Here is a 25,722-nt window from a genome sequence, read left to right on the forward strand (position 1 = left end):
ATCAACCCGTTCGGGCTCTCCGGAATCAGTCCATCCGGATCGTCACGAAGCGCAACTCGCCGGATTTCGAGGCGAGCATCAGCAGCGCGTTCTTGCGGCCCTGCTCTTTCAGCGCCCCGATCCGGTCCATGACATCCTTTGGCGTGCCGACCGATTCCTGCGCGATCTCGGTGATCACCTCGCCGGGCTGGATGCCGCGTTCGGCGGCGGCCGAATCCTTGGCGACGTCGGTGATGACCACGCCCGACACATCGGCCGCGATGCCGAACTTCTGTCTGGTCTGCTCGTTGAGCTCGCCAACGGTCATGCCGAGCACCGAAGCCGTCGACACAGGAGCCGCCTTGTCGCCCTTGTCCTCGCCGGTACTGCCGTTCTCGCCGCTGGCCAGCTTCTCGCCGTCCTCGAGCCGGCCGAGCGTCACCTTCACTGTCTGCTCGACGCCCTTGCGCACGATGACGACGTCGACGGCCTTGCCGACCGGGCTTTCGGCGACGACGCGCGGCAGGTCGCGCATTTCGTGGATGTCCTTGCCGTCGAATTTGATGATGACGTCGCCGGCTTGAACCGTGCCGTTGTCGACCGGTCCGCCCTTGATGACGCCGGCCACCAGCGCGCCCTTGGCCGTCGCCATGCCGAGGCTTTCGGCGATGTCGTCCGTTACCGGCTGGATGCGCACGCCAAGCCAGCCGCGCCGCGTTTCGCCGAACTGGCGAAGCTGATCTACGACGCCCGCGGCGAGTTGCGAGGGAATGGAAAAGCCGATGCCGATCGAGCCGCCGGACGGCGAGATGATCGCCGTGTTGATGCCGATGACCTCGCCACTGCTGTTGAACAGCGGACCGCCGGAATTGCCGCGATTGATGGCGGCGTCGGTCTGGATGAAGTCGTCATAGGGGCCGGAATTGATGTCGCGGTTGCGCGCCGAGACGATGCCGACCGTGACCGTGCCGCCAAGACCGAACGGATTGCCGATCGCCATCACCCAGTCGCCGACGCGCATCTTGGTGGAATCGCCGAACTTCACCGCCGTTAATTTGTGGCCCTTCGGATCGACCTTCAGCAACGCGACGTCGGTCTTTGTATCAGTGCCGACAAGCGTCGCCTTCAGCGTCACGCCGTCGGAGAAATTGACCTCGATGTCGTCGGCATCGGCGATGACGTGATTGTTGGTCACCACGATGCCCTGCTCGGCATCGATGACGAAGCCGGAGCCAAGCGACTGCACCTTCTGCCCGCCGCCCTTGTCGCCGCCGCGGTTCTTGAAGAAGTCATCGAAAAAGTCCTGGAAGGGCGAGCCTTCCGGAAGCTGTGGCATCGGCACCGCACCGGGGCCTTCCGTGCCTTTGACGGTTTGCGAGGTCGAGATGTTGACCACCGCGCCGAGCAGGCGTTCGGCGAGGTCGGCGACGGAAGGCGGCGCGTCGGAGGCGATCGTGGGCGTGACGAAGGACGGGACGGCAACTATGCCGACGACGAATGCGGTGGCGCCGGCGAAAAACCTGCGCCGCGCCGCGCGCAACAGGGTGTCGGATATCATCGTGGCCTCCCGGCGTTTTGAAAAAGAAAGGCGCTTCCGCAAAGGCGCCCGTCAATTCATGTTGGCAAGAAATAAGGCACGTTTGCGGCTATAGCTATCGGCGGAAGATAAATCGTCAATCGCCTCGGCACCAAGGAATTTCATCAGCCGCGAACCAGCCAGACGATGGCGACGCCGAGGGCGATTGCAGCCAATCCGGCGATCCGCAGCACATTCTCCGGCAACGACAGCACCTCCGCCGCCAGTTTCCTGGCCAGAGCCGGAAACCCGCCATAGACCAGGCCCTCGATGACGAGGACCAGGCCGATGGCCGCGAGGAATCCTGCACCGTCCGCTACTGGGCGCTGCCGGGTTGCGTGGCCGGGGCTGCCGGCGTCGCGGGCGCGGGCTGCGATGCCGCCGGCTGTCCGGGCTCGGGCTTGCTTTCCGGATCGCGGAAGAAACGGAAGAACTCGGAGTCGGGCGACAGCACCATGGTGGTTCCGGTGCTGTCCAAAGCCGTGCCGTAAGCATTCATCGAGCGATAGAAATCGAAGAAGCTCGGGTCCCGCTTATAGGCTTCAGCAAAGGTGGCGCTGCGCTGCGCCTCGCCCTCGCCGCGCAGGATCTCCGATTCCTTCTGCGCCTCGGCGATGATCTCGACGACCTCGCGGTCGGCCCTGGCTTTGATACGCTGCGCCGCCTCGTTGCCGCGAGCTCTCAGCCGCTCGGCTTCCGCCAAGCGTTCGGCTTTCATGCGATCGTAGGTCTGCTGCGATACTTCGGCGGTCAGATCCGTCCGGCGGATGCGCACATCTTCGATGTCGAGGCCGAGCGACGTCGCGTCCGGACGCAGTTGGTCACGCACCTCGCGCATCATGACGCCGCGTTCTTCGGAAAGTGCCGCCTCGAAATCGCGCAGACCATAGACGCGGCGCAGCGCCGCATCGAGCCGCGTCTTCAGCCGGGCTTCGGCGAGTTCCACCTGCCCCGATACCGCCGCGCGGAACGTGCGCGGATCCGAAATGCGGTAGGCGATGAAGGCGTCGACCTCGTAGAACTTGCCGCCGGAGACCTGAACGCGGATATTGTCGAGGTCGAAGCGCATCACTTTTTTCTCGATCGTCTGAACGCTGTCGGCATCGAAGAAGGCGAATGGCGCCTTGAAATAGATGCCCGGCTCGGTCTTGACGTCGATGATCTCGCCGAACCTCAGCACGATTGCCTGCTCGCCCGCCTTGACGACGAACACCGACGAATAGAGCAGAAACAGAAGGACGGCCGCGATGACCGCGATGATGGGAAGACGGTTGGCCATCACTGGTTACCTCCCAGCGCAGGCGCGGGCGGCGCCTTGGGCTGCAGTGCCGGCAGCGGCAGGTAAGGAAGCACACCCTGCCCGTTGCCCTGCTCGACGACGACCTTGTTCGAGTCCTTCAGGATCCTCTCCATTGTTTCCAGGTAAAGGCGCTTGCGCGTCACGTCGGGCGCCTTGGCGTATTCGTTGTAAACGGAGATGAAGCGCTGCGCCTCACCTTCGGCTTCCTGCACGACCCGGTTCTTGTAGGCGGCGGCATCTTCGCGGATCTGGGCCGCCTCGCCGCGCGCCTGGCCGAGCTTCTGGTTGGAATATTGATTGGCCTGCTCGACGAACTTGTCCTCGTCCTGCTCGGCGCGCTGCACCTCGTCGAAAGCATCGGCGACCTCGCGCGGCGGGGCGGCGTCCTCGATGGAGATTGCGTTGACTTGCAGACCCGTCTTGTAACCGTCGAGCGTGTTTTGGATGATCTCACGCACCGATGTGGCAATACCCTGGCGATCGTCGCGGAAAATATCCTGCGCGGGGCGCCGGCCGACGACCTCGCGCATGGCGCTTTCGGCCACCTGCGTCAGCATGCCGTCGGGATCTGAGACGTCGAAAAGATAGGCCCTTGGATCGGAAACCTGGTAGGCGACCGAGAACTGCACATTGACGATGTTCTGGTCGCCGGAGAGCATCAGCCCGGAGCCGCTGCTCGCCCCGCCGCCGATGCTGACGAGTTGCTCGGAAATCTTTGCCGTTTCGACCGTTTCGATCGGCCACCAGTGGAAATGCAGCCCTGGCTGCGAGAGCTCGGCCTTCGGCTTGCCGAAGCGCAATTCGACCGCGACCTCGTCAGGCTGCACGGTATAGATGGCCTTGAAAGCCCAAAGCACGACAAGCGCGAGCGCGATCAGCCCGAGGACGGCCGGGCTGGCGCCGCCGCCTCCCGGAAGAGCGCGCCGCAGCCTGTCCTGGCCGCGGCGGATAATGTCCTCGAGATCGGGAGGCGAACCGGGCGGGCCGCTCGGGCCTTTCGGTCCCTGCCCCCAGGGCCCCTGATTGCCGCCGCCGCCCCATGGGCCGCCGCCACCGCTCTTGTCGTTCCAGGGCATGAATGTCCTTTCGCTTCGGTTCCCTCAGGCCTTGCGGCGCGATCCTAGCGCATGACCCCGAAAACCGATATCGGTTTTCCGAAGGAATCATGCGCCAAATCAAAGTTTTACGGCGACCTTCTTGCGCGTCCGGTTGGAAGCGTGGCGCTGTACCCTCGTTCTTCTATAGGGACGCCGTGACGCGCTTTCAACGCGATCCGCTGCGCGCACCTGCGATTTGAGCCGTCAGCGACCCTTTGTCCTCGTCAGTGACCGTCGCCGCGGCGCTCGTAAACGGTATAGCGTGTCGCGTGGCTGTCCTTTTCGCCCGCCGGAAAATCCTCGGATCGGACGATCCGCCAGATCGCGGGGTCGATCGGCGGAAAATGAGCGTCGCCATCGACCGCGGCCAGCACATGGGTGACGTGGAGACGATCGGCCAGCGGCAGGGCCTGGGCATAGATCTCGCCGCCGCCGACGACGCAGATCTCCTCGGCACCTGCCGTGCAGCGGCCGCGCACCTTGGCCAGCGTGATGGCATCGTCGAGCGAATGGGCGACTTCGGTGCCCTCGGATCGCCAGTCTCTGGCTCGCGTCACCACGATGTTGAGCCTGCCGGGCAGCGGCCGGCCGATGCCCTCATAGGTCTTGCGGCCCATGATGAGCGGCTTGCCCATCGTGTCGGCCTTGAAGCGTTTCAGGTCGCTGGAAAGCCGCCACGGCAGCCCGCCTTCGCGTCCGATCACGCCGTTCTCGGCAATGGCCACGTAGATCGCGATGTCCATCAGCCGCCGTTCCCACTATTGTCCGACGGCTCAAGCAGCAAGATGCCGATATCGTGCTCCGGATAAAAATCCTTGGCCGTCATCTCGAACGTCGTCGGACCCACCTTGCGGACATTGTCGCCGCAGAAGGAGACCAGATTCTTTGGGCTGCCCTTGTCGATGGTAAGCTTGAAGTTGCCGATACTGCCGGACGCCCAGTTGCCGCCGGTGGTCAGGACATAGGCGATGCGGCTCTCGAAATATTTGGGATAGCCGTCGGGATTTTCGTTCGCTGCCTTGCGCACAGCGTTCTCGAACGCGCCGTCCATGCAGTAGCGGGTCTTGTAAGTGTCGTACTGCCCCTGGAACTTGCCGTCGTAATAGAAGCTGACCGATGACGTGCCGCCGACGCTCGGCTTGTAGCGGTGCCAGACATGGATTTGCTTGTTGGCCGGGAAGGTGGAGCGCCACCAATAGGTCGAGCGCAACTGCCAGAACGGCGCGTAAGCGGTTTGCATGCCCGAACCGTCATCGGCGGTGTCTTCGACGATGATGCCGCGATCTTCCCAATCCTCGGCGACGTCCTTGGGCAGCTTTGCCAGCGCCGCCTTGGCGGCGTCGCCGAACGGATAGAGCGGCACGTCGTGCGCCTTGAGTTCCGCGGTGATGTCGATGCCCAGCGCGAACGCCTTTTGTTCGAGCTGCGGGTTGGCGTCGACGCCGTCGATCGTCACCTCGAAGCCGAGGAAATTGTCGCTCTGCGCTTCCGGGATCGCCAGCATCTCGTTCGGGTCGCCCTCGATGTCCGGCATCGGGAAGGCGACGATCGCGCTGACGTCCTTGTCGGTAGTGTTGCGGAAAACGTAGTCGACGGTCACCTTTTCCGGCGAGATGAAGAGATCCTCGCTTTCCATGGCAACCGCATCGCTGCGCGACAGGATCAGCCCGCCGGTGCCAAGCTCGGCAACGGAATCGTTGGCGAAGGCCGGTGCAACCGAGAATGCCAGCGCTGCGGTCAGGATAGTGCGTGTCATGGCTCCCCTCTCTCGACGGCATGACCGGGATCATGCGGATGCGCTTCCATCTAGAGCAATTCCAGGAGAAGTAGCTAGAGGCGTTCAGCGTTTCTGCCGACCGGCCGAGTTTTGCGTTCCCGCGTGCCTGCCTGCCCCCGTCTGGACACCGGCCGCCCGATCGGGCAGGAGGACGCCTATGCGCAAGCTTCTCGTCATCGGCATCGGCGCCGGCAATCCCGACCACATGACCGTACAGGCCATCAACGGCCTGAACCGGGCCGACGTGCTGTTCGTTCCCGACAAAGGCGCGAGGAAGAACGACCTCGCGGAACTCCGTCGGCAGATCTGCGACCGCTTCGTCACAAACCCGAAGTCGCGCCGCGTCGAATTCGACGTCCCGGTTCGGGCCGAGCCGACATCGTCCTATCGCGTGACCGTCGACGACTGGCACGAGGCGATCGCCGAAATCTATGAAGGGCTGATCGGCAACGAGCTTGCCGAGGACGGCTGCGGCGCGTTCCTGATCTGGGGCGACCCCTCGCTCTACGACAGCGCGCTGCGCATACTGGAGCGCGTGCGCCTGAGGGGCAATGTCGGTTTCGAGCTCGAGGTCATTCCGGGCATCACCGCGATCCAGGCGCTGGCCGCCTCCCACGCCACGGCGCTCAACCGCATCGGCGATTCGATCCTGGTCACCACCGGCCGCCGGCTGACTGAGGAAGGCCTGCCCGCGAATGCCGGAAGCACCGTTGTCATGCTGGACGGCAAGTGCGCCTTCAACACACTGGTCGACCAAGATGTTTTCATTCAGTGGGGCGCTTATCTCGGCACGGCGGACGAGATCATCCTTTCCGGCCGCCTCGGCGATGTCGGCGCCGAAATCGAGAAGGTCCGAGAGGAAGCTCGGCGCAAAAAGGGCTGGATCATGGACACCTATTTGCTCCGCAAGCCCGGGGAGCCGGAGGAATAGGCCCCTTACAGGCCCAATCAACCAGCGTCGATCTCGGCCTGCAACGCCTGCATATGGACGGCCGCCGCTGAAGCCGCCGCGCGCTCGATCGCTCTGAAACGGCTGACGACGGCGAGACCCACGGCGGTCAATTGCGCGCCGCCGCCTTTTCGGCCGCCGGTCTGCGCCGCCACCAGCGGCTTGCCGAACACCCGGTTCATGTCCTCGACCAGGTCCCAGGCATGCTTGTAGGACATCTCCATGCCGCGCGCCGCGGCCGAAATCGAGCCGAAAGCGGCGATCTGCTCCAACAATTCGATCTTGCCCGGACCAATTCGTCCGTCAGGGTCGAGATTTATCCGCAGGCTCAGCGATGGCATCCCTTGTCCTCTGCGATCATGTCGAGATTACCCTCTCCGCCGCCACATCGCTATTCCAAACCAACATAGCGATATTGCACTTTCGTCAACCATCGGCCTCCACCGGCAGCCCAGCACCTGTCGTCGCGCTGTCAAAGCTCACCGTCTTGATCACCGCGAAGACCTCGCGGCCGAGCGCGAGCCGAAGGCTCTGCTTCGACTGTTCGGTGACGCGCGCCAGCACCGTTGCTCCGTTGCAGTCGATGGCGATCTCCACCGTAGGCCCGACGCCCGGCCTGACCGCGGCGATTTTGCCCGGCAGTATGTTGAGCGCGCTAAGACCCGACGGCTGTTCGGTCGCGATCATGACATCGCGGGCGCGGATGCGGAGCCGCACCAGAGCTCCCGCCGGGCGTGAAACGCGCGGCACGCGGATCTCGCCGGCCGGCGAGCCGAGCACAGTCATGCCGAAAGCCTCGTCGTGACGCAAAACCCTGGTGTCGAGCACCGCGCCGCCCTCGCCGCGCTCCTCCGCCGGCAAGAGGTCGAGCCGCTGCATGATCGCCTCGGTCGGGCCGAAAGCCGCGATCTTGCCTTGGGACAGCACCGCCACGTCGGTCGCCAGCCGCGCCACCTCGGCGACGGAATGGCTGACATAGGCGATCGGGATCTTCGTCTCATCGCGCAGCCGCTCGATATAGGGCAGGATTTCGGCCTTTCGCGCCTCGTCGAGCGAGGCAAGCGGCTCGTCCATCAAAAGCAGTTTCGGGCTGGCAAGGAGCGCGCGGCCGATCGCCACGCGCTGCTTTTCACCACCCGACAATTTCGCCGGCCGCCGGTCGAGCAGGGGACCGATGCCAAGGAGTTCGACCACCGCATCCATACTGGCGTAGCGCTCGGCAACCGGCGTGAACCAGCGGCCATAGCGCAGATTGCCGGCGGCGCTCAAATGCGGGAAGAGCCGCGCATCCTGGAACACCATGCCGATCCGTCGCTTGTGCATCGGCACGAAGATGCCGGCGGCGGTGTCGACCAGCACGCGCCCGTCCACCGCGATCCGCCCTTTCCGCGGCCGGATCAGCCCGGCGATCACATTGATCAGCGTCGACTTGCCCGAGCCCGAAGGCCCAAACAGCGCCGTCAGCCGGCCGGCGCTTTCGAAACTCGCCTCGATGGCGAAATCGCCGAGACGATGACTGACGTCCACCGAGAGCGTCATTCGACGTCCATCCGCTGGCCGATCCGGCGCGCCAGAACCTCGGAGGCCACCAGCGCCACCATCGAGATGACGATCGAAATCAGCGTCAGGCGCAGCGCTCCGGGATCGCCGCCCGGCACCTGCGTGAAGGTGTAGATCGCCGAGGGCAGCGTCTGCGTCTCGTTGGGGATGTTGGAGACGAAAGTAATGGTCGCGCCGAACTCGCCCATCGCCTTGGCGAAGGACAGGATCGCGCCGGCGATCAGGCCGGGCAGGATCAGCGGCAGCGTGATTGTGGCGAACACCCAGACCGGGTTGGCGCCGAGCGTGCCGGCGGCCGCCTCCATCTTGCGGTCGACTGCCTCGATCGACAACCGGATCGCCCGCACCATCAGTGGAAAACCCATCACCGCGCAGGCAAGTGCTGCCCCCGTCCAGCGGAAGGAAAAGACGATGCCGAAATGCTCGGCGAGGAAGGCGCCGGCCGGCCCGCGCCGGCCGAAGGTGAGCAGCAGCAGATAACCGGTCACCACCGGCGGCAGGATCAGCGGCAAATGCACCAGCCCGTTGAGCAAGGTCTTGCCCCAGAACCGCCCCCGGGCCAGGACCAGCGCGATCAGGATGCCGGGCGGCAGACTGGCGATCATCGCCACCGTCGCCACCTTGATCGACAGCCGGACCGCATTCCATTCGTCGGGAGTGAGGTCCAGCAGCCAGTTCATATGCGGTGTTAGGTCTTTCTCAGTTGCTCGGCGCGAGCACCGTAAAACCCTGTTCCTTGAAGAGCGCGGCGGCCTTGGCCGACTCGACGCATTTCAGGAAGGCAGCCGTATCCTTGTCCTTCGAATCCGCGGTCTGGGCAATCGGATAGATGATCGGCGGGTGCGAATCCTCGGGGAAGGTGCCGACGACCTTGACGCCCTTTTCGGCATGGGCGTCGGTGGCGTAGACGATGCCGAGCGCGGCCTCGCCCGTCGACACCAGCTTGAGCGCGGCGCGGACATTCTCGGCCTGCGCGACCTTGCCTTCGACCGAGGACCACACGCCCAGCCATTCCAGCGCCGCCTTGCCATATTTGCCGGCGGGCACCGCCTTGAAATCGCCCATGGCGAGCCGACCGTCGCCGATGAGCCCGGCGAGGTCGAAGCCCTTCTCGACCTTCGCCTCGACCTTGGAATCTTGCGGCGCCACCAGCACGATCTGGTTGCCGAGCAGTTTCACTTCGGTGTCGGGCCTGGTCAGCTTCTTGTCGGAGAGATACTTCATCCAGTCGAGGTCTGCCGAGACGAAGACATCGGCTGGCGCGCCGCCCTCGATCTGCTTGGCCAGCGCCGAGCTTGCCGCATAGGAAATCGTGGCCGCTTCGCCGACCTCGGGCTCGCAGGCCTTGTTGACCACATCGAGCGCGTCCTTGAGGCTGGCCGCGGCGAACACGATCACCTTGTCGTCGGCCTGAGCAGCGGGGACAGCCGCCATCAACGCTGCCGTCAGTCCGCCGATGGGGATCGCCTTCAAGCCAAAACCCTTGCCCGTCATGAAACCTCGTCCTCTTCTGAAAATCCGTTCGGCTCGAGCCCTGACCGATATATCCGGATGAACATAACAAGAAAAGGACTTTTAGGCTCCGCGCCGTTGTCCGTCAGGATCCCACCAGCCCACGGTGAAGTCCGTTCGATACAGCGAGGCATAGGCAGATGTAGATCAGCGCCCGCAATGTCCTAAAGGCAAGGTCACGGAAATCGTCGAGGGATCGACCACCTCGCATGTCAGGATAGCTATCAGGGGCGGCGTCCTCGACGCGGCTTCGATCACCAACGAAGCGGTTGCCGATCTGCGACTGGGCAAGTAGGGCCTATGAGGTGATCAGGCCTCCGACGTCATCGTCGGGACTGGCTGACGACTTGAGCGCTGGCAGCGCTCAAAGCGGGCCTTATACCGCGATCGGCGCCTTGATATTGGCGTCCGCAAAATAGTTCTCGAGGCGGAAATCCTCGAAGCGGAAGGCAAAAAGATCCTTCACATCCGGGTTGATCCACATCGTCGGCAGCGGCTTCGGCGTGCGCCGCATCTGCTCGCGCGCCTGCTCGAAATGGTTCGAGTAAAGATGCGCATCGCCGAGCGTGTGGACGAAATCGCCAGGCTTCAGGCCGGTGACCTGCGCCACCATCATCGTCAGCAGGGCGTAGGATGCGATGTTGAACGGCACGCCCAGGAAAATGTCGGCCGAGCGCTGGTAGAGCTGGCAGGAGAGCCGGCCTTCCGAAACGTAGAACTGGAACAGGCAATGGCAGGGCGGTAGCGCCATCGCCTCCACTTGGGCCGGATTCCAGGCTGAGACGATCAGCCGGCGCGAATTGGGATTCTTGCGTACCTCCTTGAGAAGGGCGGCGATCTGGTCGATCTCGCCGCCGTGCCCATCCGGCCATGAGCGCCACTGCTTGCCGTAGACAGGGCCGAGATCGCCGTTCTCGTCGGCCCATTCGTCCCAGATGGTGACGCCGTTGTCGTTGAGATATTTGATGTTGGTGTCGCCGGCCAGGAACCACAGCAACTCGTGGATGATCGACTTCAGATGCAGCTTCTTGGTGGTGGTAACCGGGAAGCCGCGCGAAAGGTCGAAGCGCATCTGGTAGCCGAACACCGACCGCGTGCCGGTACCGGTGCGGTCGCCGCGATCGGCGCCGTTCTCCAGCACATGCTTCAACAGGTCGAGATATTGGCGCATCGGCTCGGCCTCGATTCGGATGACAAGCGATCATAGCCGACTGGCGGTCGGTCGAATACCCAAAGCCTACAGATGTCGATCCGGCGCGAAAAATCCACGGCGCCGGCACGTTGCCATGCCGGCTGCCGATCGCCTTGCCTCACAGAGAACCCAGTTTGCCCAGGTCCTTCGCCACCAGATAGTAGAAGGTCACGCGGCTCTTGGTGTTGTCGGCGGCCATCGCCTTGCACGCCTTCTCGATCGAGGCGTCGGCCTTCTTGGCGTCGGCAATCCCAAGCTTCTTGGTCACCCAGTTGTCCCGGACGCGCTCGAGCTCCTTCGGGTCCGCACAGGAGACCAGGGACGAATCGCGGTTCCTGAGCGCGATGCCCAAATGCTTGACGATCTTCTCGACCGCATCGGCGCTGGCGCCGGCATCGTATTTCTTCACATCCGCAAGATAGTCGGCCATGAAACTTCCCCTCGTCGGCGCCACGGATCCGATCGATGAGGCTTGTGGCGCGCCGCGCAACTTGTGCGCTAGGTCAGGATATTCCTCATCGCCGGCGGAGCTTCGATTGAGTAGACGCGCAAGTCAACCCTCGGCTGTCGAGTTTGGCGCAGGGGACAAGCCTCGACTTGGCCCTTTCATTTTCCGTAACCGCTCCCTATATTCGCTTCGTCGGCTTGACCGACTATGGCGATAAACAGGCGATGAAATAAGCCGTTCGGACCCGGGGGCGGTACCCGGCGCCTCCACCAAAAACCGCTCTTCCAAAGGGAGCGGCTTTTGCTGGGGGCGAAATAGGATCGACGAAGGTGTAAAGATCGTACTTTTGCCCGGCATTGTACCACCGTCATCGGGCTAAACTTATAGTTGCCAACGACAACTATGCGGAAGCTCGTCTCGCTGCTTAATGCAGTGCGAACGCTTCAAATCAAGCCCTAGAGGTTCGCACTTCTAGGCGGGGTTCGGAGGTACCTGGCAACAGAAACCTCCACCTTCCCCCTCGCCTTCTTTCCAAGTCAATTGAACGGCCGAGCATGCTTGGCGCGCATGCTTGCGGTCCTGCCTGGGCTGAAAAAGGCCGGGCAATCCCGGCCTCTTCCGATTTTCTATCCGCGTCTTACTCGGCAGGCGCTTCGACCGCTTCGCGCGCACGGCCGAGCGTCAGCTTGGCCAGCGTGAAGGAAATCACCGCGCAGAGCGTGATGCCGGCCACCATCGGCAGCGGCGTGCCGTCGAAGAAGAGGCCCGCCACGCCCATGGCCAGCGCGCCGATGGCGAAGTGCAGCGTGCCCATCAGCGCCGAGGCCGTGCCGGCGATCTCGCCATGCTCTTCCATCGCCAGCACCGAGGTGGTCGGAATGACCAGGCCAAGGAAGCCGTAGCCGACAAAGAGCAGCGCCGCCATCACGTCGAGCCGGTCGACACCGGATGCCATGATCGCGAACAGCGCCACCATCACCGTGGCATAGCCGGTCACCGCCACCCACACGACCCGCTTCAAGCCGAAGCGATCCGCCAGCATCCCGGTCAGCTGCGACATGCCGATGAAGGCGACCGCGTTGATCGAGAAGAACACGCTGTAGACCGACGGCGACAGGCCGTAGTGGTCGATCAGGATGAAGGACGAACTCGACAGATAGACGAAGAAGCTCGCGATGCCGAAGCCGGCGATCGTCGTCAGGCCAAGGAAGTTGCGGTCGCTCATCAGGTAGCGGTAACCGGCAAGTGCCGTGCCGAAGGACGAGTTGGCGCGCTCCTCCGCCGAACGCGTCTCTTTCAGCGAGGTCGCGAGCAGGATGGTGGCTAAAGCGGCGGCGCCCGTCACAGTCCAGAACACGGCACGCCAGCCGAAGCTCTCGATGATCTGACTGCCCGTGAGCGGCGCGAGAATAGGCGACACCGAGAACACAAGCATCAGCAACGACATCAGCTTGGCGGCCTCGTTACCGGTGTGCAGGTCGCGCACGATGGCGCGCGGCACTGCCATGCCGGCGCTGGCGCCGAGCCCTTGCAGGAAGCGGAAGGCGATCAGCCACTCGATACTGGGCGCCATAGCCGAGCCGACGCCGCCAACCATGAACAGCGCGAGTCCGACATAAAGCGGCAGCTTGCGCCCGACAATGTCCGAGATCGGTCCGACGACGATCTGGCCGAAACCCATCGACAGGAAGAAGATCAAAAGGCTCATCTGCACGGCGGCGGTGCCAGCCTTCAAATCCGCACCGATCGAGGGCAGCGCGGGAAGGTACATATCGATGGCGAACGGGCCGATTGCGGACAACAAGCCTAGCACGACCGCGATGCGGAGGAATTTGGGACTCATGATAAGGGCTTCTTTCGGATCTGGTTGCCGCCGTGGTCCGGCGTCTACCCGAGGACGTTCCATCCCGTGGAACTCCGACATCCGGGATGTGAAATCATCGTCGCTTCAAAGCGCGATTCTGTTGTTCCCGGGAGCGGACTTCGCTTTATTGTGTCTACAAATTTAGACAGGCTTGTCCAATTCGTCAATCATCGCTATATAGTTTTTTATGAAGGTCGGCGTTTCTCCTGACACTTTCCCGCCACGCAGCCATGAGGCCAAGCGCATATCGGTGGTTGATGCTGCCGCTTCGGTCTTCTGCCGCGAAGGCTATGCCGGCGCCAATATCGACCTGATCGCGGCCGAGGCTGGCGTTTCGCGCCAGACCGTCTACAATCACCATGGCGATAAGGAAAAGCTGTTCATGGCCATTGTGCGCGACCTGACGGAGCGCTGCAATGCCGGCATCTTCGCCACCATTGCCACCTTTCCCGACCAGCCCGCCGATCTCGAAGCCGATCTTGTCGCCTTCGCGGTGCGCATGAACCGCAACTGTATCTGCAACCGCGACGGCCGCTTCCTGCGCAAGCTGATCCAGGCCGAGGGCGAGCGCTATCCCGAGCTTTTTGCCGAGTGGCGCGAACAGGGACCGGGCCGCACCTGGTCGGCGCTTGCCGCCCGCTTCGCGCGGCTGGCCTTTGCGGGGCACCTCTCGATCGACGATCCGGACGTGGCGGCGCGGCAGTTCCTCGCACTCGTCAACGCCGAGTTGCAGACAACCTTCATGCTCGGCGGCATACCGACGGAGGAAGAGGCGTTGCGGTCAGCGACCAATGGCGTGCACACCTTCCTGGCCGCCTTCGGCAGGAAGAAAGCGACAGCCGCCCGGCAGGCCGCCCTCGCCCACGCCTGAGCGATCAAATCGCCGCCAGCCCTCTTGGCCTTAGCTTTCGGCGCCTATATGCGGTTTACGCCGCGCCCAAGCTTGATTACAGCTATGCGGACGATTCAATGGAACCCGACCGTCACATGGCCGACGACCACATCCGCTACGACATTCTGGCCCAGGAGGCATTGCGCGGCGTCATGCGCAAGGTCCTGGCCGAAGTCGCGCGCACGGGCCTTCCGGGCAACCATCATTTCTTCATCACCTTCCTGACCGGCGCGCCGGGCGTGCGCATCTCCTCGCGGCTGCGCGAGCGTTATCCGGAGCAGATGACCATCGTCATCCAGTTCCAGTACTGGGACCTGAAGGTGACCGACACCGGTTTCGAGGTGGGACTCTCCTTTTCCGACGTGCCCGAAAAGCTCGAAATCCCCTTCTCCGCCGTGCGCGGTTTCTATGACCCATCAGTGAATTTCGAACTCGAATTCGACGTCAAGGCGGACAACGCCGCGGAAGACGACGACGCCGCGCCGGCCCCGGAGCTGCCGATCGCGGTCGTGACCGAAAAGAAACCGGAATCGAAGAAAAAGGCCACCGAGGCCGAGAAGAAGCCGGCTGCCGCCGATACCGGCGGCAAGGGTGCCGAAGTGGTTTCGCTCGACGCCTTTCGCAAGAAGTGAGCCGGGGAAATGGGCGAGGTCGTCAATCTCCGCCAGGCCCGCAAGCAGAAAGCGCGCATCGAGAAGGAACGCCTGGCCGGGGGAAACCGGGCATTGCACGGCCGTTCCAAAGCCGAGCGCGAGCGTGACCGGCTGACGTCCGACATGACGGAAAAATCCATGGACGGCCATCGCCGCGAAAAGCCCGGCGATCCGGACCGGCGCTGAGCGCCCGGATGGCCGCTGTCGAAAAACGCTCGGTGACGATCCGCGGCCACCGCACCAGTTTTTCCCTGGAGCAGCCCTTCTACGACGACTTGGTGACGATCGCGACGCAACGTTCGCTGTCGCTCGCGGCCCTCGTTGCCGAGATCGACGAAACGCGGACCCGTGACGCCAACCTCTCCTCCGCGCTCAGACTCTACGTGCTCGCCTGGGCAAAGCGCGGCGGCAAGGCATCTTGACCGGCCTCAGACCGGATCGTCGATGCTTTCCTGCGCCTTGCGCTTGGCGCCGAAGCTGAGCAGGGCCGAACGGTCGCGTTCCTCGGCCTGCTTTTTCGACCGCACCCGCATCAGGTCCTTCCAGCCGATATAGCCGACCAGCCGTGCATCCTCGCGCGAGACGACCGGCAGATGCGAGACGTTGGCCAGGAGCAGCTTGTCTGACAGTCCTTCCAGATATTCGTCGGGATAGGCGAGCGTGACCTTGCTGCCGGCCAAAAGTTCGCCGAGCGTCGTCTTGCGGTGCTTGCCGGCGCGGCGCCAACGCAGGATCGCCGGCGGATCGATGAGGCCGAGCACATGGCCCTTCTCGTCGATCACAGGAAAGCTCGGATGGCGCGTGTCCGGGGCGGTCAGGAATGCCGCCGCGCCGTGCAGCGTGATCGTCGCCGGCACGCTCTCGACCTTGGTCGTCATCACCTCGCGCACCCTGGTCAGCGCGAAGGGATCGACGCGGTATTCGCGAACGAGGTGGTGTCCGCGCCGCGCCACCTTTTCGGTCAGGATCGATCGCTTCATCAACAGCACGGTGACGGCATGGGCAGTGGCGCAGGCTGCGATCAGCGGCACCAGCATGTGGGTGTTGCCGGTGAGTTCGACCGCGAAGAAGGTCGCGGTCAGCGGCGCGCGCATGGTGCCGCCCATGGTCGCGGCCATCGCCAGCAGCGGCCAGAAGCCGGGCGTCGCCTCGGGCAGGATACCGGCAAGCACCGCGCCCATCGCGCCGCCCATGATCAGGAGCGGCGCCAGCACGCCGCCCGACGTTCCCGAACCCAGCGCCACCGACCAGATAATGGCCTTGACGACCAAAAGCGTCAGCGCCGCCGCCAGCACATGGCCATCCAACATGTTGGCGATGTTGTCGTAGCCGACACCGAGCGCCTGCGGCTCGATCAGTCCACCGATACCGACCACCAGGCCGCCGATCATCGGCCACCACATCCAGTGTATCGGCAGCTTCTGGAAGGCGTCCTCGCAGGCATAGACCATTTGCGTCAGCAAGCCGGAGAGCAGGCCGGCGGCAATCCCGACCAGCACCCAGCCACCCAATCCGGCGATCGACGCTTCCATGCTGCCCGAGAACGGGAAGATCGGTCCGGGCAGGTGCAGCAAGGTGCGTTCGACCTCGGCGATGATGGCGGCGACGGCGACCGGGATGAAGCTGCGCGGCGTCCATTCGAACAGCAGCAGCTCGACGGCAAGCATGATTGCCGCGATCGGCGTGCCGAACACGGTCGTCATGCCGGCCGCCGCGCCCGCAACCAGCAGCGTCTTGCGTTCATTGTCGCTGACCGGCAGCATCTGCGCGATCAGCGAGCCGATCGCCCCGCCGGTCATGATGATCGGCCCTTCGGCGCCGAACGGTCCGCCTGAGCCGATCGAGATCGCCGACGACAATGGCTTCAATACCGCCACATTGGCGTCGAGCCGCGAGCGGCCGAGCAGGATTGCTTCGATGGCTTCCGGAATGCCGTGGCCGCGGATCTTTTCGCTGCCGAAGCGCGCCATCAGCCCGATGACCAGCGCGCCGATTACTGGAACCAGCACGGCGGCATAGCCGAGCGGCGTGTCCTCGAGCCTGAGCTCGGCCAGTGTGAACTGGCCGAAATAGGCGATGTTGGTGGCGAGCCTTATCAGCTTCAACAGCGCGATGCCGGCAAACAGCCCGGCGGTCGCCACAACGACTGCGATGGCGGCGATGATGAGCACCCGCGGATCGGTGGTGAAGTCGCGGAGATGGCCGTTTCCGGCATGAGCGGATTTCATTTGGGAGCCTGAGCTTTCTGGCGGCGCGGTACCGTCCGGTTGTCGGGCGGCTACATATCGTAACACGATATAATTCTTCAAGGCCGTTTTTGGTGGTTGCTCCGCGTCATTTTGGTCATGGATGCGCCAGGCTTTCATTAGAGTTGAGCTTTGGCCGGAAAGGGCGATAAGTCGTGGCATGACGCATCCGAAGAAACCACGTCCCGCCATCAGCCAGGCCGACTATCAGCGGCTTTCGGAGTTCCGCTACCTGATCCGCCGCTTCCTCGAATTCAGCCAGTTGCAGGCGAATGAGGCGGGCTTGACCCCGCGCCAGCACCAGGCGCTGCTGGCGATCAAGGGCTATCCCGGCGGCGGGCCGGTGGCAGTGGGCGATCTGGCGGAGCGGTTGCGCATCCGCCACCACAGCGCCGTCGAACTGGTGAATCGGCTGAGCGAGGCCGGCTTGGTCGCGCGGGATCAAGACAAGGCCGACCACCGCCGCGTCCTGCTGCAACTCACCCCGCTCGCCGACGACCGTCTCGCCGAATTGTCGGCCGCCCATCTCGACGAGCTTGCCCGCATCGAACCTATGCTCAAGCGCCTGCTTTCGCGGCAGGAGCCGGTTTGAGCGCTACATCCAGCGCTGTCCTTCGCGACGTCTTGGGTGTTTTGTTCGCCCGCGATTCCGGGCGGAACCGCTATGCAGTTTTCCTGGAATAACGAGTTTCAACCGCCGTCCAGCGACTTCAAGAGGTTGTCGATCGTGAACGGATTGGACTTGGGCTTCGGCGGCTCTGGAACGGAACCGTCGTTGACGCCGGGAAGCGACCGGTCGACTTTTGGCGCCTGCTCAGCCGCCCTGCGTTCAGCTTCCAGCCTCGCCTGCTCGGCACGCTTGCGATCCGCCTCGGCCTGGGCTTTCGCGGCTGCGGCCTGTTGTTCGGCCTTTGCCTTGGCGTCGGCATTCGCCGCTGCTTGCGCATCAGCCTCCGCCTTGGCACGCGCCTCGGCCTCGGCCTCGGCCTGAGCCTTGGCATCGGCTTCCGCTTTTGCCCTTGCCTCTTCTTCCGCTTTGGCTTGCGCCTCGGCTTCTGCCTTCGCTTGCGCTTCCGCTTCGGCATTCGCCCTGGCTTCAGCCTCGGCTTTCTGCCGCGCCTCTTCCTCTTGCCGGCGCAGTTCCTCGGCCGCCCGGTCGCGCTCCGTCTGCAGCGCAGCGTAGTAGCGCACCTCGCGCCGCAGCCTCTGCTTCTCGAGCAGCGCCGCCTGCATCGCCTCGACGCGCTGCTGCTCCTTCTCCAGCGCGCGCTGGGTCAGGAACTGCGCCAGCGGCGCGCTGTCGAACTGGAGCGACGTCGCCCCGATCTGGCCTGCAAGGCTGAAGTTCACAGCCGGTTCGGAGCCGACAAGCGCCTCGTCGCCCGGTCGATAGGTGATCGCTCCCTTGGCGGCCAGCGTGCTCGCATCGAGGTCGGCGGTAACGTCCGCCGACAGCGTCGCCGCCGGATTGTCGAGGCTGATCGGCGGCGCCCGCAGCGTGCCATTGGCAACGGTGAAGGGGATATCGGTGTTGCCGGCCGCGAAACTTCCCTGTCCGGCGATCTCTGGCGCGAAGCCGGCGGTCTTGGCGGCATCGATGTCGCGTCCGATTGCATCGGCCTTGGCGATGACGGGGGCAAAAGCATCGGGATTGATGCCGGCGATGGTCAGTCCCTTCAGCGCGGCCGTGCCTGACCCTGACAGGGCGGCGATCATCGCATCGACAGACTTGCCGCTGGTCGACAGCGCGGCCGAAATGTCGCCGCTGCCGCTGATTCCGGCGCCTGGCAGCACTGCGGCAAGATCACTGCCCGCCAGCTTCAACTGACCCGATAACAGGCCGGTGCCCTCCGTGTTCTTGAGCTCGAACAGGCCGGTCAGCGTGCCCTCATAGAGCTTGGCTTTGAGGTCCGAGACACGGATGCCTTCCCGGTCGAGCTTCAGCGACAGCGTCGCGTCATGCGCGGTCGCGAACGGTCCGGCGGCAAGGGCGGCCGTGTTGAGGTCGAGATCGGCGCTGAACGGCAGGGTCGATTTCCGGCTGAACGGCGTCGTCGGCCAGCCACCGTCCTTCCCCGCGAGGAAGGACTGGTCGCCGAACAACGAAACCGCCAGCGGATCGAGGTCGAGCTCATCGAGCGCCAGCGCGCCGGCAAGATGCGGCAGTCCGTCCTTCATGTCGGCGTTGACGTCGCCGGACACAGTCGCCTTGTTGATGGCGCCGCTGAGCCCGCTCAGCACCAGAAGCCCATTGCCGAAGTCGGCATCGCTGGCGAGCGAAGCCGACGTCCCGGTGCCCATGCCGGGCAGCCCGACACCTGTCGTCATCAGCCATGGCTCGATATCGGCGGCGTCGAGATTGACCTTGCCCTTGGCGGTGGCGCCTTGCTCTGTCTCGGCGATGGTCCCGTCAAAGCTCGCCCTGAAATCGTCGGCCGTCAGGTTGAAGCTGGTTGCCAGACCGCCGCCCAGCGAGCCTTTGGCCGTGATATCGGTGGTGGCCTGTCCAAGCATGCCGAGCGGCAGCGCCGGCAGGCCGTAGAGTGCAAGCAGCGTGGCGGCGTTCTCGTTCCTGGCATTGAAGGTGATCGATACCGGCGCATCGGGAAGCCGATCCCGCGTCCCCCTGCCCGAAAGCGAAGCCGAGAAGGCGGAACCGCCGGCCTTGCCTTGCGCCGAGAGCGCGAGTCCGGTGGTGCCGTCGCCATTGTCGGCGGCACTTGTCACCAGGTCGATCCGGGCGTCCTGGAACAGCTCCGGATAGGCAGCAACACGGGCAGCCAGGCCTTTCAGAACCTGATTGTCCGGATAATGCTGGGCTGCGACATCTATGAGCGGCTTGAGATCGACGGCCACCACGGATGCGTCGAGCTTGCCGGTCGGGCTTTCCGGAAAATCCTTGATGCGCCCGGTGGCGCTGATTGAGGCGCCGGCGAGCCCTCCGACCGAGAGCCGGTCGATCTCGAGCAGGCCCTTGCGCAGCCTCAACGCCGTATCAACTGTATCGGCGGTCAGCCCGGCGGCGCTGACCGGGCCCGCCTTGATCTGGAAATCGAGGTCGCGGTCGGAGAAGCGGTTGGCGCCCTTGTCGCTGACGAAGATCGAGGCGAAGGCCGCCAGCCCATCGACGTCGAGCTCGCCGCCCTCCAGCTGCATCAGCACCGAGGGCCTGGCGCCATCGGGTTGGCTGGAATCGATGCGGCCGGAAAATTTCGCCTTGCCGAGGATCAGCTCGAGGTCGCTGAACGACTGCCGGTTCTCGCTGAGATCGACCTTGGCCTTGAAGCCCGCCGCCGGCAGACGGCGGATCGCGTCGTCGACATCCTTCGACAGCCAGGCGGCGAAACCGGACGGCTGTCCGACAGCAAGCAGCAGGGATCCGGTGAAGCCGAAATGGTCCTCGACGTTCAGCATGCCGTCGGCTTCAAGCGTCGCCCGGCCCGGCAGTGTCGCGGCGAGCGACTTCACCGACCACCCGCCTTCGGCCGGCTCCGCCGAGAGCCGCACGTCGCGAACCGTGGTATCGCCCGCCACCACGGCCGGCAGCCTGACCTCGACCGTGCCCGGTATCGTCGGCTTCGGCATGTGCTGAAGCGTCTGCTCGAACGCCGCGATACGCTGGTCGAGCGTCAATCCGGCACCTGCGGATGCGCCCACCGCCTCGTCGAACTGCACCTGCGCGCCGTTCGCTTCGATCGAAAAATGCGGTTTCAGGCCGAGATCGACCGAGGCCTTGCCGTCGGCGGTATAGGGGTTGTCGAGCGGTCCGGTCTCGAAGCGGAATTCATCGACACCGAGCTTCTGATGGTCGAGCGCGAATTTGCCGTTCAGCCGGAAGCCGGGATCGGGCTTGCTGGCGCTGACCTTCACAGGCTCGGCGTCAGTGCCGCGCAATTCGGCCGAGCTCCTGTCGGCCCCATTCTTGTCAGAAGCCGAAACCTTGAACTGACCGGAATAGACCGCCGCGCCTTTGACGATGCCGGCATTGCCGTCTGTCTCGATGATGAGCGGATAGGCATCCGGGTCGGCTTTGAGTCTGACCCGCATCTGGCCGTCGGCTTCCGTTCTGCCGGTTGAGGCCGAGACTTCCGTGCGCAGGCCGTCGAAGCGCAGCGAGCCGTCCATCCGCCACGGGCCGGCGAGCGACTTTGCCGAAACGGTCGAGTTGATCTCGGAGATGAAATGGCTGCGCCCGCCGGCGGCATGGCGCAATTCGATCTGCCCTTCGGTCACCGTCAGCTTCTCGATCGCGATCTGTCCGGGATCGAAGGGCGTCGACGGCCGGATCGCCCAGTCGACCGTGCCGTCGCCGGCAACATCGATGGTCGCCTTCGGATGCACCAGCCGCATGTCGAAGATCAGCAGTTCGCCGCGCAGGAACGGCGCCAGCTCCGCGTCCATGGAGAAGGTCTCCATCGTCATCGCCGGCTGTCCGCCAGGGCCGCCTGCGACCTCGACATTGGAGAAGGTCACCGAAGGGAATGGCAAGAGCCGCGCGGTCGCGTCGCCTTTCACGGTCACCTTGCGACCGAGGATGGTGCTCGCCTCGCGCTCGAAATCGGCGCGGTAGCCGGTCCAGTCGACGAAATACGGCACCACCAGCGCCGCGCACAGCACCAGCACGAACAGGCCACCGAAGATCACGAACAGGCGAGCGAGCATCGGCCCCAAAGCCTAGGATTAAGTCAGCCGCACTCTACCCGCATCCGCGCGGCGATAAAGAGGCAATTCGGCTGCAACCCTCGGCGTCTAGGCTCTCGGCAAGATCTTGCCGGGGTTCATGATGTTCAGCGGATCGAGCGCCTGCTTGATCGTTCGCATGACCTCAACGCCATGGCCGAGCTCATGGCGCAGGAAGCCGACCTTGCCCTGGCCGATGCCGTGCTCGCCGGTGCAGGTGCCTTCCATGGCGATCGCCCGCATGTTGAGCCGCGCGACGAATTTTTCAGCGAGTGCGATCTCCTGCGGGCTGTCGACATCCATCAGCACCAGCACATGGAAATTGCCGTCGCCGGCGTGGCCGACGATCGGCGCGATCAGGCCCATTTCGGCAATGTCGGCTTCGGTCTCGGTGACGCATTCGGCAAGCCGTGAGATCGGCACGCAGACATCGGTCGAAAGCCCCTTGGCGCCGGGGCGCAGCGTCAGCGACGACCAGTAGGCGTCGTGCCGCGCCTTCCAGAGCTTCGTCCGCTCCTCGGCGACGCTGGTCCACAGGAACGGTCCGCCGCCATTCTCCTCGGCGATCATGCCGAAAGTCTCGGCCTGTTCGGCGACACCGGCGTCGCTGCCGTGAAATTCGACGAAAAGGCACGGGCTCTCGGGGTAGTCGAGCTTCGAATAATTCTTCATCGCCCGCATCTGCAGCGCGTTGACCAGTTCGATGCGCGCCACCGGGATGCCCATCTGAATGGTCGCTATCACTGCGTTGCATGCGGCCTCCAAGGTCGGGAACGGGCAGACGCCGCCGGAGATCGCCTGCGGAATGCCCTGCAGCCTGAGCGTCAGTGCTGTGATGATGCCGAGCGTGCCTTCCGAGCCGACCAAGAGCCGCGTCAAGTCGTAGCCGGCCGAGCTTTTCTTTGCCCGCTTGCCGGTCGTCACTGCCTCGCCGTCGGCCATCACCGCCGTCAGCGACAGCACGTTTTCGCGCATCGTGCCGTAGCGCACGGCATTGGTGCCGGACGCCCGTGTTGCCGCCATGCCGCCCAGCGAGGCATTGGCGCCGGGGTCGATCGGGAAGAACAGGCCGGTGTCGCGCAAATGGCGGTTGAGATCCTCGCGTGTCACTCCGGGCTCGACCGTGCAGTCGAGATCCTGCGGATTGACCGAGAGGATGCGGTTCATGCGAGAGGTGTCGATGGATATGCCTCCGCCCGGCGCATTGGTGTGGCCCTCGAGCGAGGAGCCGACGCCGAAGGCAATGACCGGCACACGATGCGCGGCGCAGGTGCGCACGATCTCCTGCACCTCCGGCGTGCTTTCGGCGAAGACGACGCCATCCGGCGCCTGGGTCGGGATGTAGGTGGTGGTGTGCGCATGCTGGTCGCGGATCGCCTCGCCGGTCTGAAAACGCTCGCCGAACCGCTGCTTGAGGATGCCGAGCGCGGCGGCGATGCCTTCCTCGTTGCGCTCGACGGGGTTGAGGTCGCTCAAAGCCATGAATTCCTCCGCGAATGGACCAGCGGCCACTCTTGTAATGCAGCTATGGATGATGCCTAAAGCAATTCCAGGAAAAGAGTGAAGCTCCGGAATTGCGCCAGAGCGAAGAGAACCTCACCAGCCAGGCCCTGTCCAGCGACGATCAAGGAAAACCAAATGACGATGCCCGCGCCGATCATTTCCAGCCCGATGGCGATCGAGAAGGACTGGATTGACTATAACGGCCATCTCAACATGGCCTATTATAACGTGCTGTTCGACCGCTGCTCGGACGAAGCGTTCGAGCTGATGGGCATGGGACCGAACTATGCCAAGGACCGCCGCCTCACCATCTACACCGCGGAAGTCCATGTCTGCTACGTGCAGGAGCTTCACCTCGACCACAAGGTGAAGGTCTCGTTCCAGCTCATCGACCACGACGAGAAGCGGCTGAGGGCCTATCAGGAGATTCGCCACGTCGATGGCTGGCTGGCCGCGACGTCCGAGCAGCTTGCGCTGCATGTCGACATGGCCGGGCCGAGGGTCGCTCCCTTCCCGGCCGATGTGATGGCACAGGTTGAAGCCATGCGCGCCGCCCACGCCGCGTTGCCGATGCCGGAGCGTGCCGGCCGTTCGATCGGCATCAAACGCAAGAGCGCTTGAAAACCCGCACACCCGCGTTAACCTTACCAAGGTTTTAACGTGAACAAGCCGATTGAGTCTGTTGAACGACTCAGTGGCGCGTTCGAAAACCGCCGCACCGGGTTTACGCGCGGGCGGCAGGCGGAATGCGGTGCGAGGACAGTGCATGAAAACCGACATCAAGGTCGAAGTGGAGCGGTTGGCGGCCGATCCGCGCATCACCGACTATGATTTCTGGCGATCGTTGAAGAACGTCAACAACGAGATCTTCCACATCGCCAACAACAACGAGCCCATCCCCTTCGACATGATCCGCTGGCGCGCGATTCTCAAGCAGGCGCGCATCAGACGCGGTCACACTGAGCCTTCAGCGCTCCCTTAAACTGCCAAGCGGCGAGCGCGCCTCGACCGGCGACGACTGTATGATGGCGGTGTTGGTCATCGCATAGGGAATAATTTTGTCGATCACCCGCTCCAACTCGGCCACCGAGCCGACATGCGCGAGCGCGATGAAGCAATCCTCGCCGGTCACTCGGTCGCATTGGGCGATTTCCGGCAGGTCGCGAATGATCCCGGCCACCACGGCAAGCTGCCCCGGGACCGGCCTGATTCGCAGCCATGCCGACAGCTTCATGCCGAGCGCCGTCGGATTGATCTTCACCGTATAGGCTTCGATCACGCCATTCTCCTGCAGCTTGCGAATGCGTTCGGCCACGCTCGGCGCCGAGAGCCCGACGGCGCGCGCCAGTTCCGCCGTGCTGGTGCGCGCATCCTTTTCCAGGAGTCGCAGGATTTTCAGGTCCGCCGCATCCAGCTCGCCATTTTCATTTCGAAGGCGTTTCAAATAATTCTCTTTTCTTCAGAAGGTGAACGGTGATCGGAGCCGTGCATCATCCATATAAGTCGCGAAGTTCGCCTGCGATAATGACCCTATGAATTCTGAAGCGCAAGTTCATCCGACAAACCGGGCCGGCAGCGACACCGACGCTGCACGCCCTGCCCTCGCCGGACTGGCCGATGCGGTGCCGCCGCATGTCTGGTTCTGCGTCAGCGCGATCTTCCACTATCTTGGGCCGGCCTTCGCCGTGCTGCTGTTCGCTCAGGTCGGCGTGCTCGGCATGGCCTGGCTGCGCATCGCCACGGCCGCGCTCGTCTTCGCGCCGCTTACCAGGCCATGGGCGGTTTTCACGCGCGCCGACCGCTCGGCCCGCCTGCTGCTGTTGGCCTTCGGCGCCTGCCTGGCGGTGATGAACTGCGCCTTCTATCTGGCTCTAGACCGCCTGCCGATCTCGCTAGTCGCCGCGATCGAATTTGTCGGCACCATAGGCGTCGCGATGGTCGGCCTCAGAACCCCGCGCAATTTCGCGGCGCTCGCCATCACTGTCGCCGGCACGTTGCTGCTCATCGATGTCAAGTGGTCGAGCGATCCCGTCGGCCTGTTCTGGGCTTTTCTCAACGGCGCGCTGTTCATCGGCTATATCGTTTTGGGCCACCGCATCGCCCGAACTGGCCTCGGCATCGCCGGCCTCGGCACCGCCATGGCGATCGCCTTGCTCGTCGTGCTGCCGGTCGGCTTCAGCGAGGCGCTGCCAGCCTTCTCGGCGCCGCAACTGCTGATCGCCGGTATCGGCGTCGGCCTCTGCTCCTCCGTCATCCCCTACATTTGCGATCAGCTCGCCATGGCGCGGCTGGCGCGCGCGAGCTTCGCGCTCATGCTATCGCTCTTGCCGCTCACCGCGACCCTGATCGGCGTGGTCGTGCTCAGGCAGGTTCCGAGCCTCACCGATTGCCTCGGCATCGCGCTGGTTGTGGCGGGCGTCGCCATGCACAAGCCAGCGCCGGAGTGATCCGCCGCCGTCGAGGTGTGTTGAGCTTCAGGTCAGGCCGAGCCGAG

26 protein-coding genes, 1 other RNA gene and 1 pseudogene are annotated in these 25,722 nt (G+C 64.1%); 11 read left to right on the forward strand and 17 right to left on the reverse strand.

All coding sequences use genetic code 11. The features are described from left to right. Positions 1 to 25: 25 nt before the first annotated feature. The 6 genes from P9228_RS09245 to P9228_RS09270 all read right to left on the reverse strand — a co-directional run bounded on the left by P9228_RS09245 (position 26) and on the right by P9228_RS09270 (position 5,708). On the reverse strand, positions 26 to 1,537 hold the full coding sequence (locus P9228_RS09245; protein ID WP_067323217.1) for a DegQ family serine endoprotease: 1,512 nt from the start codon (positions 1,535 to 1,537) through the stop codon (positions 26 to 28). A 143-nt stretch (positions 1,538 to 1,680) separates the two neighbouring features. Continuing rightward, a complete protein-coding gene (locus P9228_RS09250; RefSeq protein WP_278054038.1) occupies positions 1,681 to 1,845 on the reverse strand; it encodes a DUF2065 family protein in 165 nt (54 codons plus the stop codon). 26 nt (positions 1,846 to 1,871) lie between these two features. Next, complete coding sequence (locus tag P9228_RS09255; RefSeq protein ID WP_067323214.1) at positions 1,872 to 2,834, reverse strand: protease modulator HflC; 963 nt, start codon at positions 2,832 to 2,834, stop codon at positions 1,872 to 1,874. Next, positions 2,834 to 3,931 (reverse strand): FtsH protease activity modulator HflK, encoded by a 1,098-nt coding sequence (gene hflK / locus P9228_RS09260; RefSeq protein ID WP_066990906.1) that lies wholly within the window; start codon positions 3,929 to 3,931, stop codon positions 2,834 to 2,836. The genes P9228_RS09255 and hflK overlap by 1 nt, the downstream gene beginning before the upstream one ends. A gap of 245 nt (positions 3,932 to 4,176) precedes the next feature. Further along, positions 4,177 to 4,695 (reverse strand): dihydrofolate reductase, encoded by a 519-nt coding sequence (locus P9228_RS09265; RefSeq protein ID WP_278053121.1) that lies wholly within the window; start codon positions 4,693 to 4,695, stop codon positions 4,177 to 4,179. Beyond that, the gene (locus tag P9228_RS09270; protein WP_278053123.1) at positions 4,695 to 5,708 is read right to left on the reverse strand and encodes a DUF4424 domain-containing protein; all 1,014 of its coding nucleotides are present in this window, start codon (positions 5,706 to 5,708) and stop codon (positions 4,695 to 4,697) included. Before P9228_RS09270 ends, P9228_RS09265 begins: the two co-directional genes overlap by 1 nt. 178 nt (positions 5,709 to 5,886) lie before the next feature. On the opposite strand from P9228_RS09270, the gene cobF reads away from it, so the two are divergent. Continuing rightward, positions 5,887 to 6,660, forward strand: coding sequence for a precorrin-6A synthase (deacetylating) (cobF, locus tag P9228_RS09275; RefSeq protein ID WP_278053124.1), 774 nt, complete (start codon positions 5,887 to 5,889; stop codon positions 6,658 to 6,660). 17 nt (positions 6,661 to 6,677) lie between these two features. Here the strand turns inward: cobF and P9228_RS09280 are convergent, their stop codons facing one another. The 4 genes from P9228_RS09280 to modA all read right to left on the reverse strand — a co-directional run bounded on the left by P9228_RS09280 (position 6,678) and on the right by modA (position 9,732). Continuing rightward, entirely contained in the window at positions 6,678 to 7,019 is a 342-nt protein-coding gene (locus P9228_RS09280) for a winged helix-turn-helix domain-containing protein (RefSeq protein ID WP_066990897.1), read from the reverse strand. 85 nt (positions 7,020 to 7,104) lie between these two features. Further along, the gene (gene modC, locus P9228_RS09285; protein WP_127240223.1) at positions 7,105 to 8,217 is read right to left on the reverse strand and encodes a molybdenum ABC transporter ATP-binding protein; all 1,113 of its coding nucleotides are present in this window, start codon (positions 8,215 to 8,217) and stop codon (positions 7,105 to 7,107) included. Next, the gene (gene modB / locus P9228_RS09290) at positions 8,214 to 8,918 is read right to left on the reverse strand and encodes a molybdate ABC transporter permease subunit (protein ID WP_127245778.1); all 705 of its coding nucleotides are present in this window, start codon (positions 8,916 to 8,918) and stop codon (positions 8,214 to 8,216) included. Before modB ends, modC begins: the two co-directional genes overlap by 4 nt. Positions 8,919 to 8,937: 19 nt before the next feature. Next, positions 8,938 to 9,732, reverse strand: a complete 795-nt coding sequence (gene modA / locus P9228_RS09295) for a molybdate ABC transporter substrate-binding protein (protein ID WP_278053127.1) — start codon at positions 9,730 to 9,732, stop codon at positions 8,938 to 8,940. A gap of 164 nt (positions 9,733 to 9,896) precedes the next feature. Here modA and P9228_RS09300 point away from each other — a divergent pair. Then, positions 9,897 to 10,045, forward strand: a pseudogene (locus tag P9228_RS09300) (TOBE domain-containing protein). A gap of 81 nt (positions 10,046 to 10,126) precedes the next feature. Here the strand turns inward: P9228_RS09300 and P9228_RS09305 are convergent. Together P9228_RS09305 and P9228_RS09310 are read right to left on the reverse strand one after the other, a co-directional pair. Next, positions 10,127 to 10,921 carry a thymidylate synthase gene (locus tag P9228_RS09305; protein WP_278053129.1) on the reverse strand — a complete coding sequence of 265 codons (795 nt, stop codon included), beginning with the start codon at positions 10,919 to 10,921 and terminating at the stop codon, positions 10,127 to 10,129. Between the two features lie 139 nt (positions 10,922 to 11,060). After that, on the reverse strand, positions 11,061 to 11,372 hold the full coding sequence (locus P9228_RS09310; RefSeq protein ID WP_066990883.1) for a DUF2853 family protein: 312 nt from the start codon (positions 11,370 to 11,372) through the stop codon (positions 11,061 to 11,063). A gap of 170 nt (positions 11,373 to 11,542) precedes the next feature. On the opposite strand from P9228_RS09310, the gene ssrA reads away from it, so the two are divergent. Further along, positions 11,543 to 11,903: a transfer-messenger RNA gene (gene ssrA, locus P9228_RS09315) on the forward strand. 124 nt (positions 11,904 to 12,027) lie between these two features. On the opposite strand, the gene P9228_RS09320 is transcribed toward ssrA, so the two are convergent. Continuing rightward, on the reverse strand, positions 12,028 to 13,233 hold the full coding sequence (locus tag P9228_RS09320; protein WP_127325452.1) for a multidrug effflux MFS transporter: 1,206 nt from the start codon (positions 13,231 to 13,233) through the stop codon (positions 12,028 to 12,030). A 208-nt stretch (positions 13,234 to 13,441) separates the two neighbouring features. On the opposite strand from P9228_RS09320, the gene P9228_RS09325 reads away from it, so the two are divergent. The 4 genes from P9228_RS09325 to P9228_RS09340 all read left to right on the forward strand — a co-directional run bounded on the left by P9228_RS09325 (position 13,442) and on the right by P9228_RS09340 (position 15,221). Continuing rightward, a complete protein-coding gene (locus P9228_RS09325) occupies positions 13,442 to 14,125 on the forward strand; it encodes a TetR/AcrR family transcriptional regulator (protein WP_278053131.1) in 684 nt (227 codons plus the stop codon). Between the two features lie 116 nt (positions 14,126 to 14,241). Next, positions 14,242 to 14,778, forward strand: a complete 537-nt coding sequence (locus P9228_RS09330) for an SspB family protein (RefSeq protein ID WP_066990875.1) — start codon at positions 14,242 to 14,244, stop codon at positions 14,776 to 14,778. A 9-nt stretch (positions 14,779 to 14,787) separates the two neighbouring features. After that, positions 14,788 to 14,985: a DUF4169 family protein gene (locus tag P9228_RS09335; protein ID WP_067323185.1), complete on the forward strand. Its 198-nt coding sequence runs from the start codon at positions 14,788 to 14,790 to the stop codon at positions 14,983 to 14,985. A gap of 8 nt (positions 14,986 to 14,993) precedes the next feature. After that, entirely contained in the window at positions 14,994 to 15,221 is a 228-nt protein-coding gene (locus P9228_RS09340) for a ribbon-helix-helix domain-containing protein (protein WP_066990868.1), read from the forward strand. 6 nt (positions 15,222 to 15,227) lie between these two features. Here the strand turns inward: P9228_RS09340 and P9228_RS09345 are convergent, their stop codons facing one another. After that, positions 15,228 to 17,027 (reverse strand): chloride channel protein, encoded by a 1,800-nt coding sequence (locus P9228_RS09345; protein ID WP_278053134.1) that lies wholly within the window; start codon positions 17,025 to 17,027, stop codon positions 15,228 to 15,230. A gap of 178 nt (positions 17,028 to 17,205) precedes the next feature. Here P9228_RS09345 and P9228_RS09350 point away from each other — a divergent pair, with 178 nt between their 5' ends. Further along, complete coding sequence (locus P9228_RS09350; protein ID WP_066990862.1) at positions 17,206 to 17,637, forward strand: helix-turn-helix domain-containing protein; 432 nt, start codon at positions 17,206 to 17,208, stop codon at positions 17,635 to 17,637. A gap of 98 nt (positions 17,638 to 17,735) precedes the next feature. On the opposite strand, the gene P9228_RS09355 is transcribed toward P9228_RS09350, so the two are convergent. After that, the gene (locus tag P9228_RS09355) at positions 17,736 to 21,707 is read right to left on the reverse strand and encodes an AsmA family protein (protein ID WP_278053135.1); all 3,972 of its coding nucleotides are present in this window, start codon (positions 21,705 to 21,707) and stop codon (positions 17,736 to 17,738) included. Between the two features lie 87 nt (positions 21,708 to 21,794). Then, positions 21,795 to 23,207 (reverse strand): FAD-linked oxidase C-terminal domain-containing protein, encoded by a 1,413-nt coding sequence (locus P9228_RS09360; protein ID WP_278053137.1) that lies wholly within the window; start codon positions 23,205 to 23,207, stop codon positions 21,795 to 21,797. A 156-nt stretch (positions 23,208 to 23,363) separates the two neighbouring features. On the opposite strand from P9228_RS09360, the gene P9228_RS09365 reads away from it, so the two are divergent. Both P9228_RS09365 and P9228_RS09370 read left to right on the forward strand, forming a co-directional pair. After that, positions 23,364 to 23,849, forward strand: coding sequence for a thioesterase family protein (locus P9228_RS09365; RefSeq protein ID WP_095779017.1), 486 nt, complete (start codon positions 23,364 to 23,366; stop codon positions 23,847 to 23,849). Positions 23,850 to 23,994: 145 nt separating this feature from the next. Beyond that, a complete protein-coding gene (locus P9228_RS09370) occupies positions 23,995 to 24,210 on the forward strand; it encodes a hypothetical protein (RefSeq protein WP_067323171.1) in 216 nt (71 codons plus the stop codon). On the opposite strand, the gene P9228_RS09375 is transcribed toward P9228_RS09370, so the two are convergent. Continuing rightward, a complete protein-coding gene (locus P9228_RS09375) occupies positions 24,196 to 24,672 on the reverse strand; it encodes an Lrp/AsnC family transcriptional regulator (RefSeq protein WP_067323168.1) in 477 nt (158 codons plus the stop codon). The genes P9228_RS09370 and P9228_RS09375 overlap by 15 nt on opposite strands. Before the next feature lie 88 nt (positions 24,673 to 24,760). Here P9228_RS09375 and P9228_RS09380 point away from each other — a divergent pair, with 88 nt between their 5' ends. Beyond that, entirely contained in the window at positions 24,761 to 25,675 is a 915-nt protein-coding gene (locus P9228_RS09380) for a DMT family transporter (protein ID WP_095802680.1), read from the forward strand. The last annotated feature ends 47 nt before the right edge of the window (positions 25,676 to 25,722 follow it).

The organism is Mesorhizobium sp. WSM4898 (assembly GCF_029625845.1).
Taxonomy (GTDB): Bacteria; Pseudomonadota; Alphaproteobacteria; order Rhizobiales; family Rhizobiaceae; genus Mesorhizobium.

Bases quoted from the DNA above. Each gene is read 5' to 3' on its own strand.
- P9228_RS09350 (WP_066990862.1), top strand. From the start codon at position 17,206: ATGACGCATCCGAAGAAACCACGTCCCGCCATCAGCCAGGCCGACTAT.
- P9228_RS09325 (WP_278053131.1), top strand. From the start codon at position 13,442: ATGAAGGTCGGCGTTTCTCCTGACACTTTCCCGCCACGCAGCCATGAG.
- cobF (WP_278053124.1), top strand. From the start codon at position 5,887: ATGCGCAAGCTTCTCGTCATCGGCATCGGCGCCGGCAATCCCGACCAC.
- P9228_RS09355 (WP_278053135.1), bottom strand. From the start codon at position 21,707: ATGCTCGCTCGCCTGTTCGTGATCTTCGGTGGCCTGTTCGTGCTGGTG.
- modC (WP_127240223.1), bottom strand. From the start codon at position 8,217: ATGACGCTCTCGGTGGACGTCAGTCATCGTCTCGGCGATTTCGCCATC.
- P9228_RS09270 (WP_278053123.1), bottom strand. From the start codon at position 5,708: ATGACACGCACTATCCTGACCGCAGCGCTGGCATTCTCGGTTGCACCG.
- P9228_RS09345 (WP_278053134.1), bottom strand. From the start codon at position 17,027: ATGAAATCCGCTCATGCCGGAAACGGCCATCTCCGCGACTTCACCACC.
- modB (WP_127245778.1), bottom strand. From the start codon at position 8,918: ATGAACTGGCTGCTGGACCTCACTCCCGACGAATGGAATGCGGTCCGG.
- P9228_RS09245 (WP_067323217.1), bottom strand. From the start codon at position 1,537: ATGATATCCGACACCCTGTTGCGCGCGGCGCGGCGCAGGTTTTTCGCC.
- P9228_RS09330 (WP_066990875.1), top strand. From the start codon at position 14,242: ATGGCCGACGACCACATCCGCTACGACATTCTGGCCCAGGAGGCATTG.
- P9228_RS09365 (WP_095779017.1), top strand. From the start codon at position 23,364: ATGACGATGCCCGCGCCGATCATTTCCAGCCCGATGGCGATCGAGAAG.
- P9228_RS09335 (WP_067323185.1), top strand. From the start codon at position 14,788: ATGGGCGAGGTCGTCAATCTCCGCCAGGCCCGCAAGCAGAAAGCGCGC.
- P9228_RS09280 (WP_066990897.1), bottom strand. From the start codon at position 7,019: ATGCCATCGCTGAGCCTGCGGATAAATCTCGACCCTGACGGACGAATT.
- P9228_RS09310 (WP_066990883.1), bottom strand. From the start codon at position 11,372: ATGGCCGACTATCTTGCGGATGTGAAGAAATACGATGCCGGCGCCAGC.
- P9228_RS09255 (WP_067323214.1), bottom strand. From the start codon at position 2,834: ATGGCCAACCGTCTTCCCATCATCGCGGTCATCGCGGCCGTCCTTCTG.
- P9228_RS09380 (WP_095802680.1), top strand. From the start codon at position 24,761: ATGAATTCTGAAGCGCAAGTTCATCCGACAAACCGGGCCGGCAGCGAC.
- modA (WP_278053127.1), bottom strand. From the start codon at position 9,732: ATGACGGGCAAGGGTTTTGGCTTGAAGGCGATCCCCATCGGCGGACTG.
- P9228_RS09360 (WP_278053137.1), bottom strand. From the start codon at position 23,207: ATGGCTTTGAGCGACCTCAACCCCGTCGAGCGCAACGAGGAAGGCATC.
- P9228_RS09265 (WP_278053121.1), bottom strand. From the start codon at position 4,695: ATGGACATCGCGATCTACGTGGCCATTGCCGAGAACGGCGTGATCGGA.
- P9228_RS09305 (WP_278053129.1), bottom strand. From the start codon at position 10,921: ATGCGCCAATATCTCGACCTGTTGAAGCATGTGCTGGAGAACGGCGCC.
- hflK (WP_066990906.1), bottom strand. From the start codon at position 3,931: ATGCCCTGGAACGACAAGAGCGGTGGCGGCGGCCCATGGGGCGGCGGC.
- P9228_RS09320 (WP_127325452.1), bottom strand. From the start codon at position 13,233: ATGAGTCCCAAATTCCTCCGCATCGCGGTCGTGCTAGGCTTGTTGTCC.
- P9228_RS09340 (WP_066990868.1), top strand. From the start codon at position 14,994: ATGGCCGCTGTCGAAAAACGCTCGGTGACGATCCGCGGCCACCGCACC.
- P9228_RS09370 (WP_067323171.1), top strand. From the start codon at position 23,995: ATGAAAACCGACATCAAGGTCGAAGTGGAGCGGTTGGCGGCCGATCCG.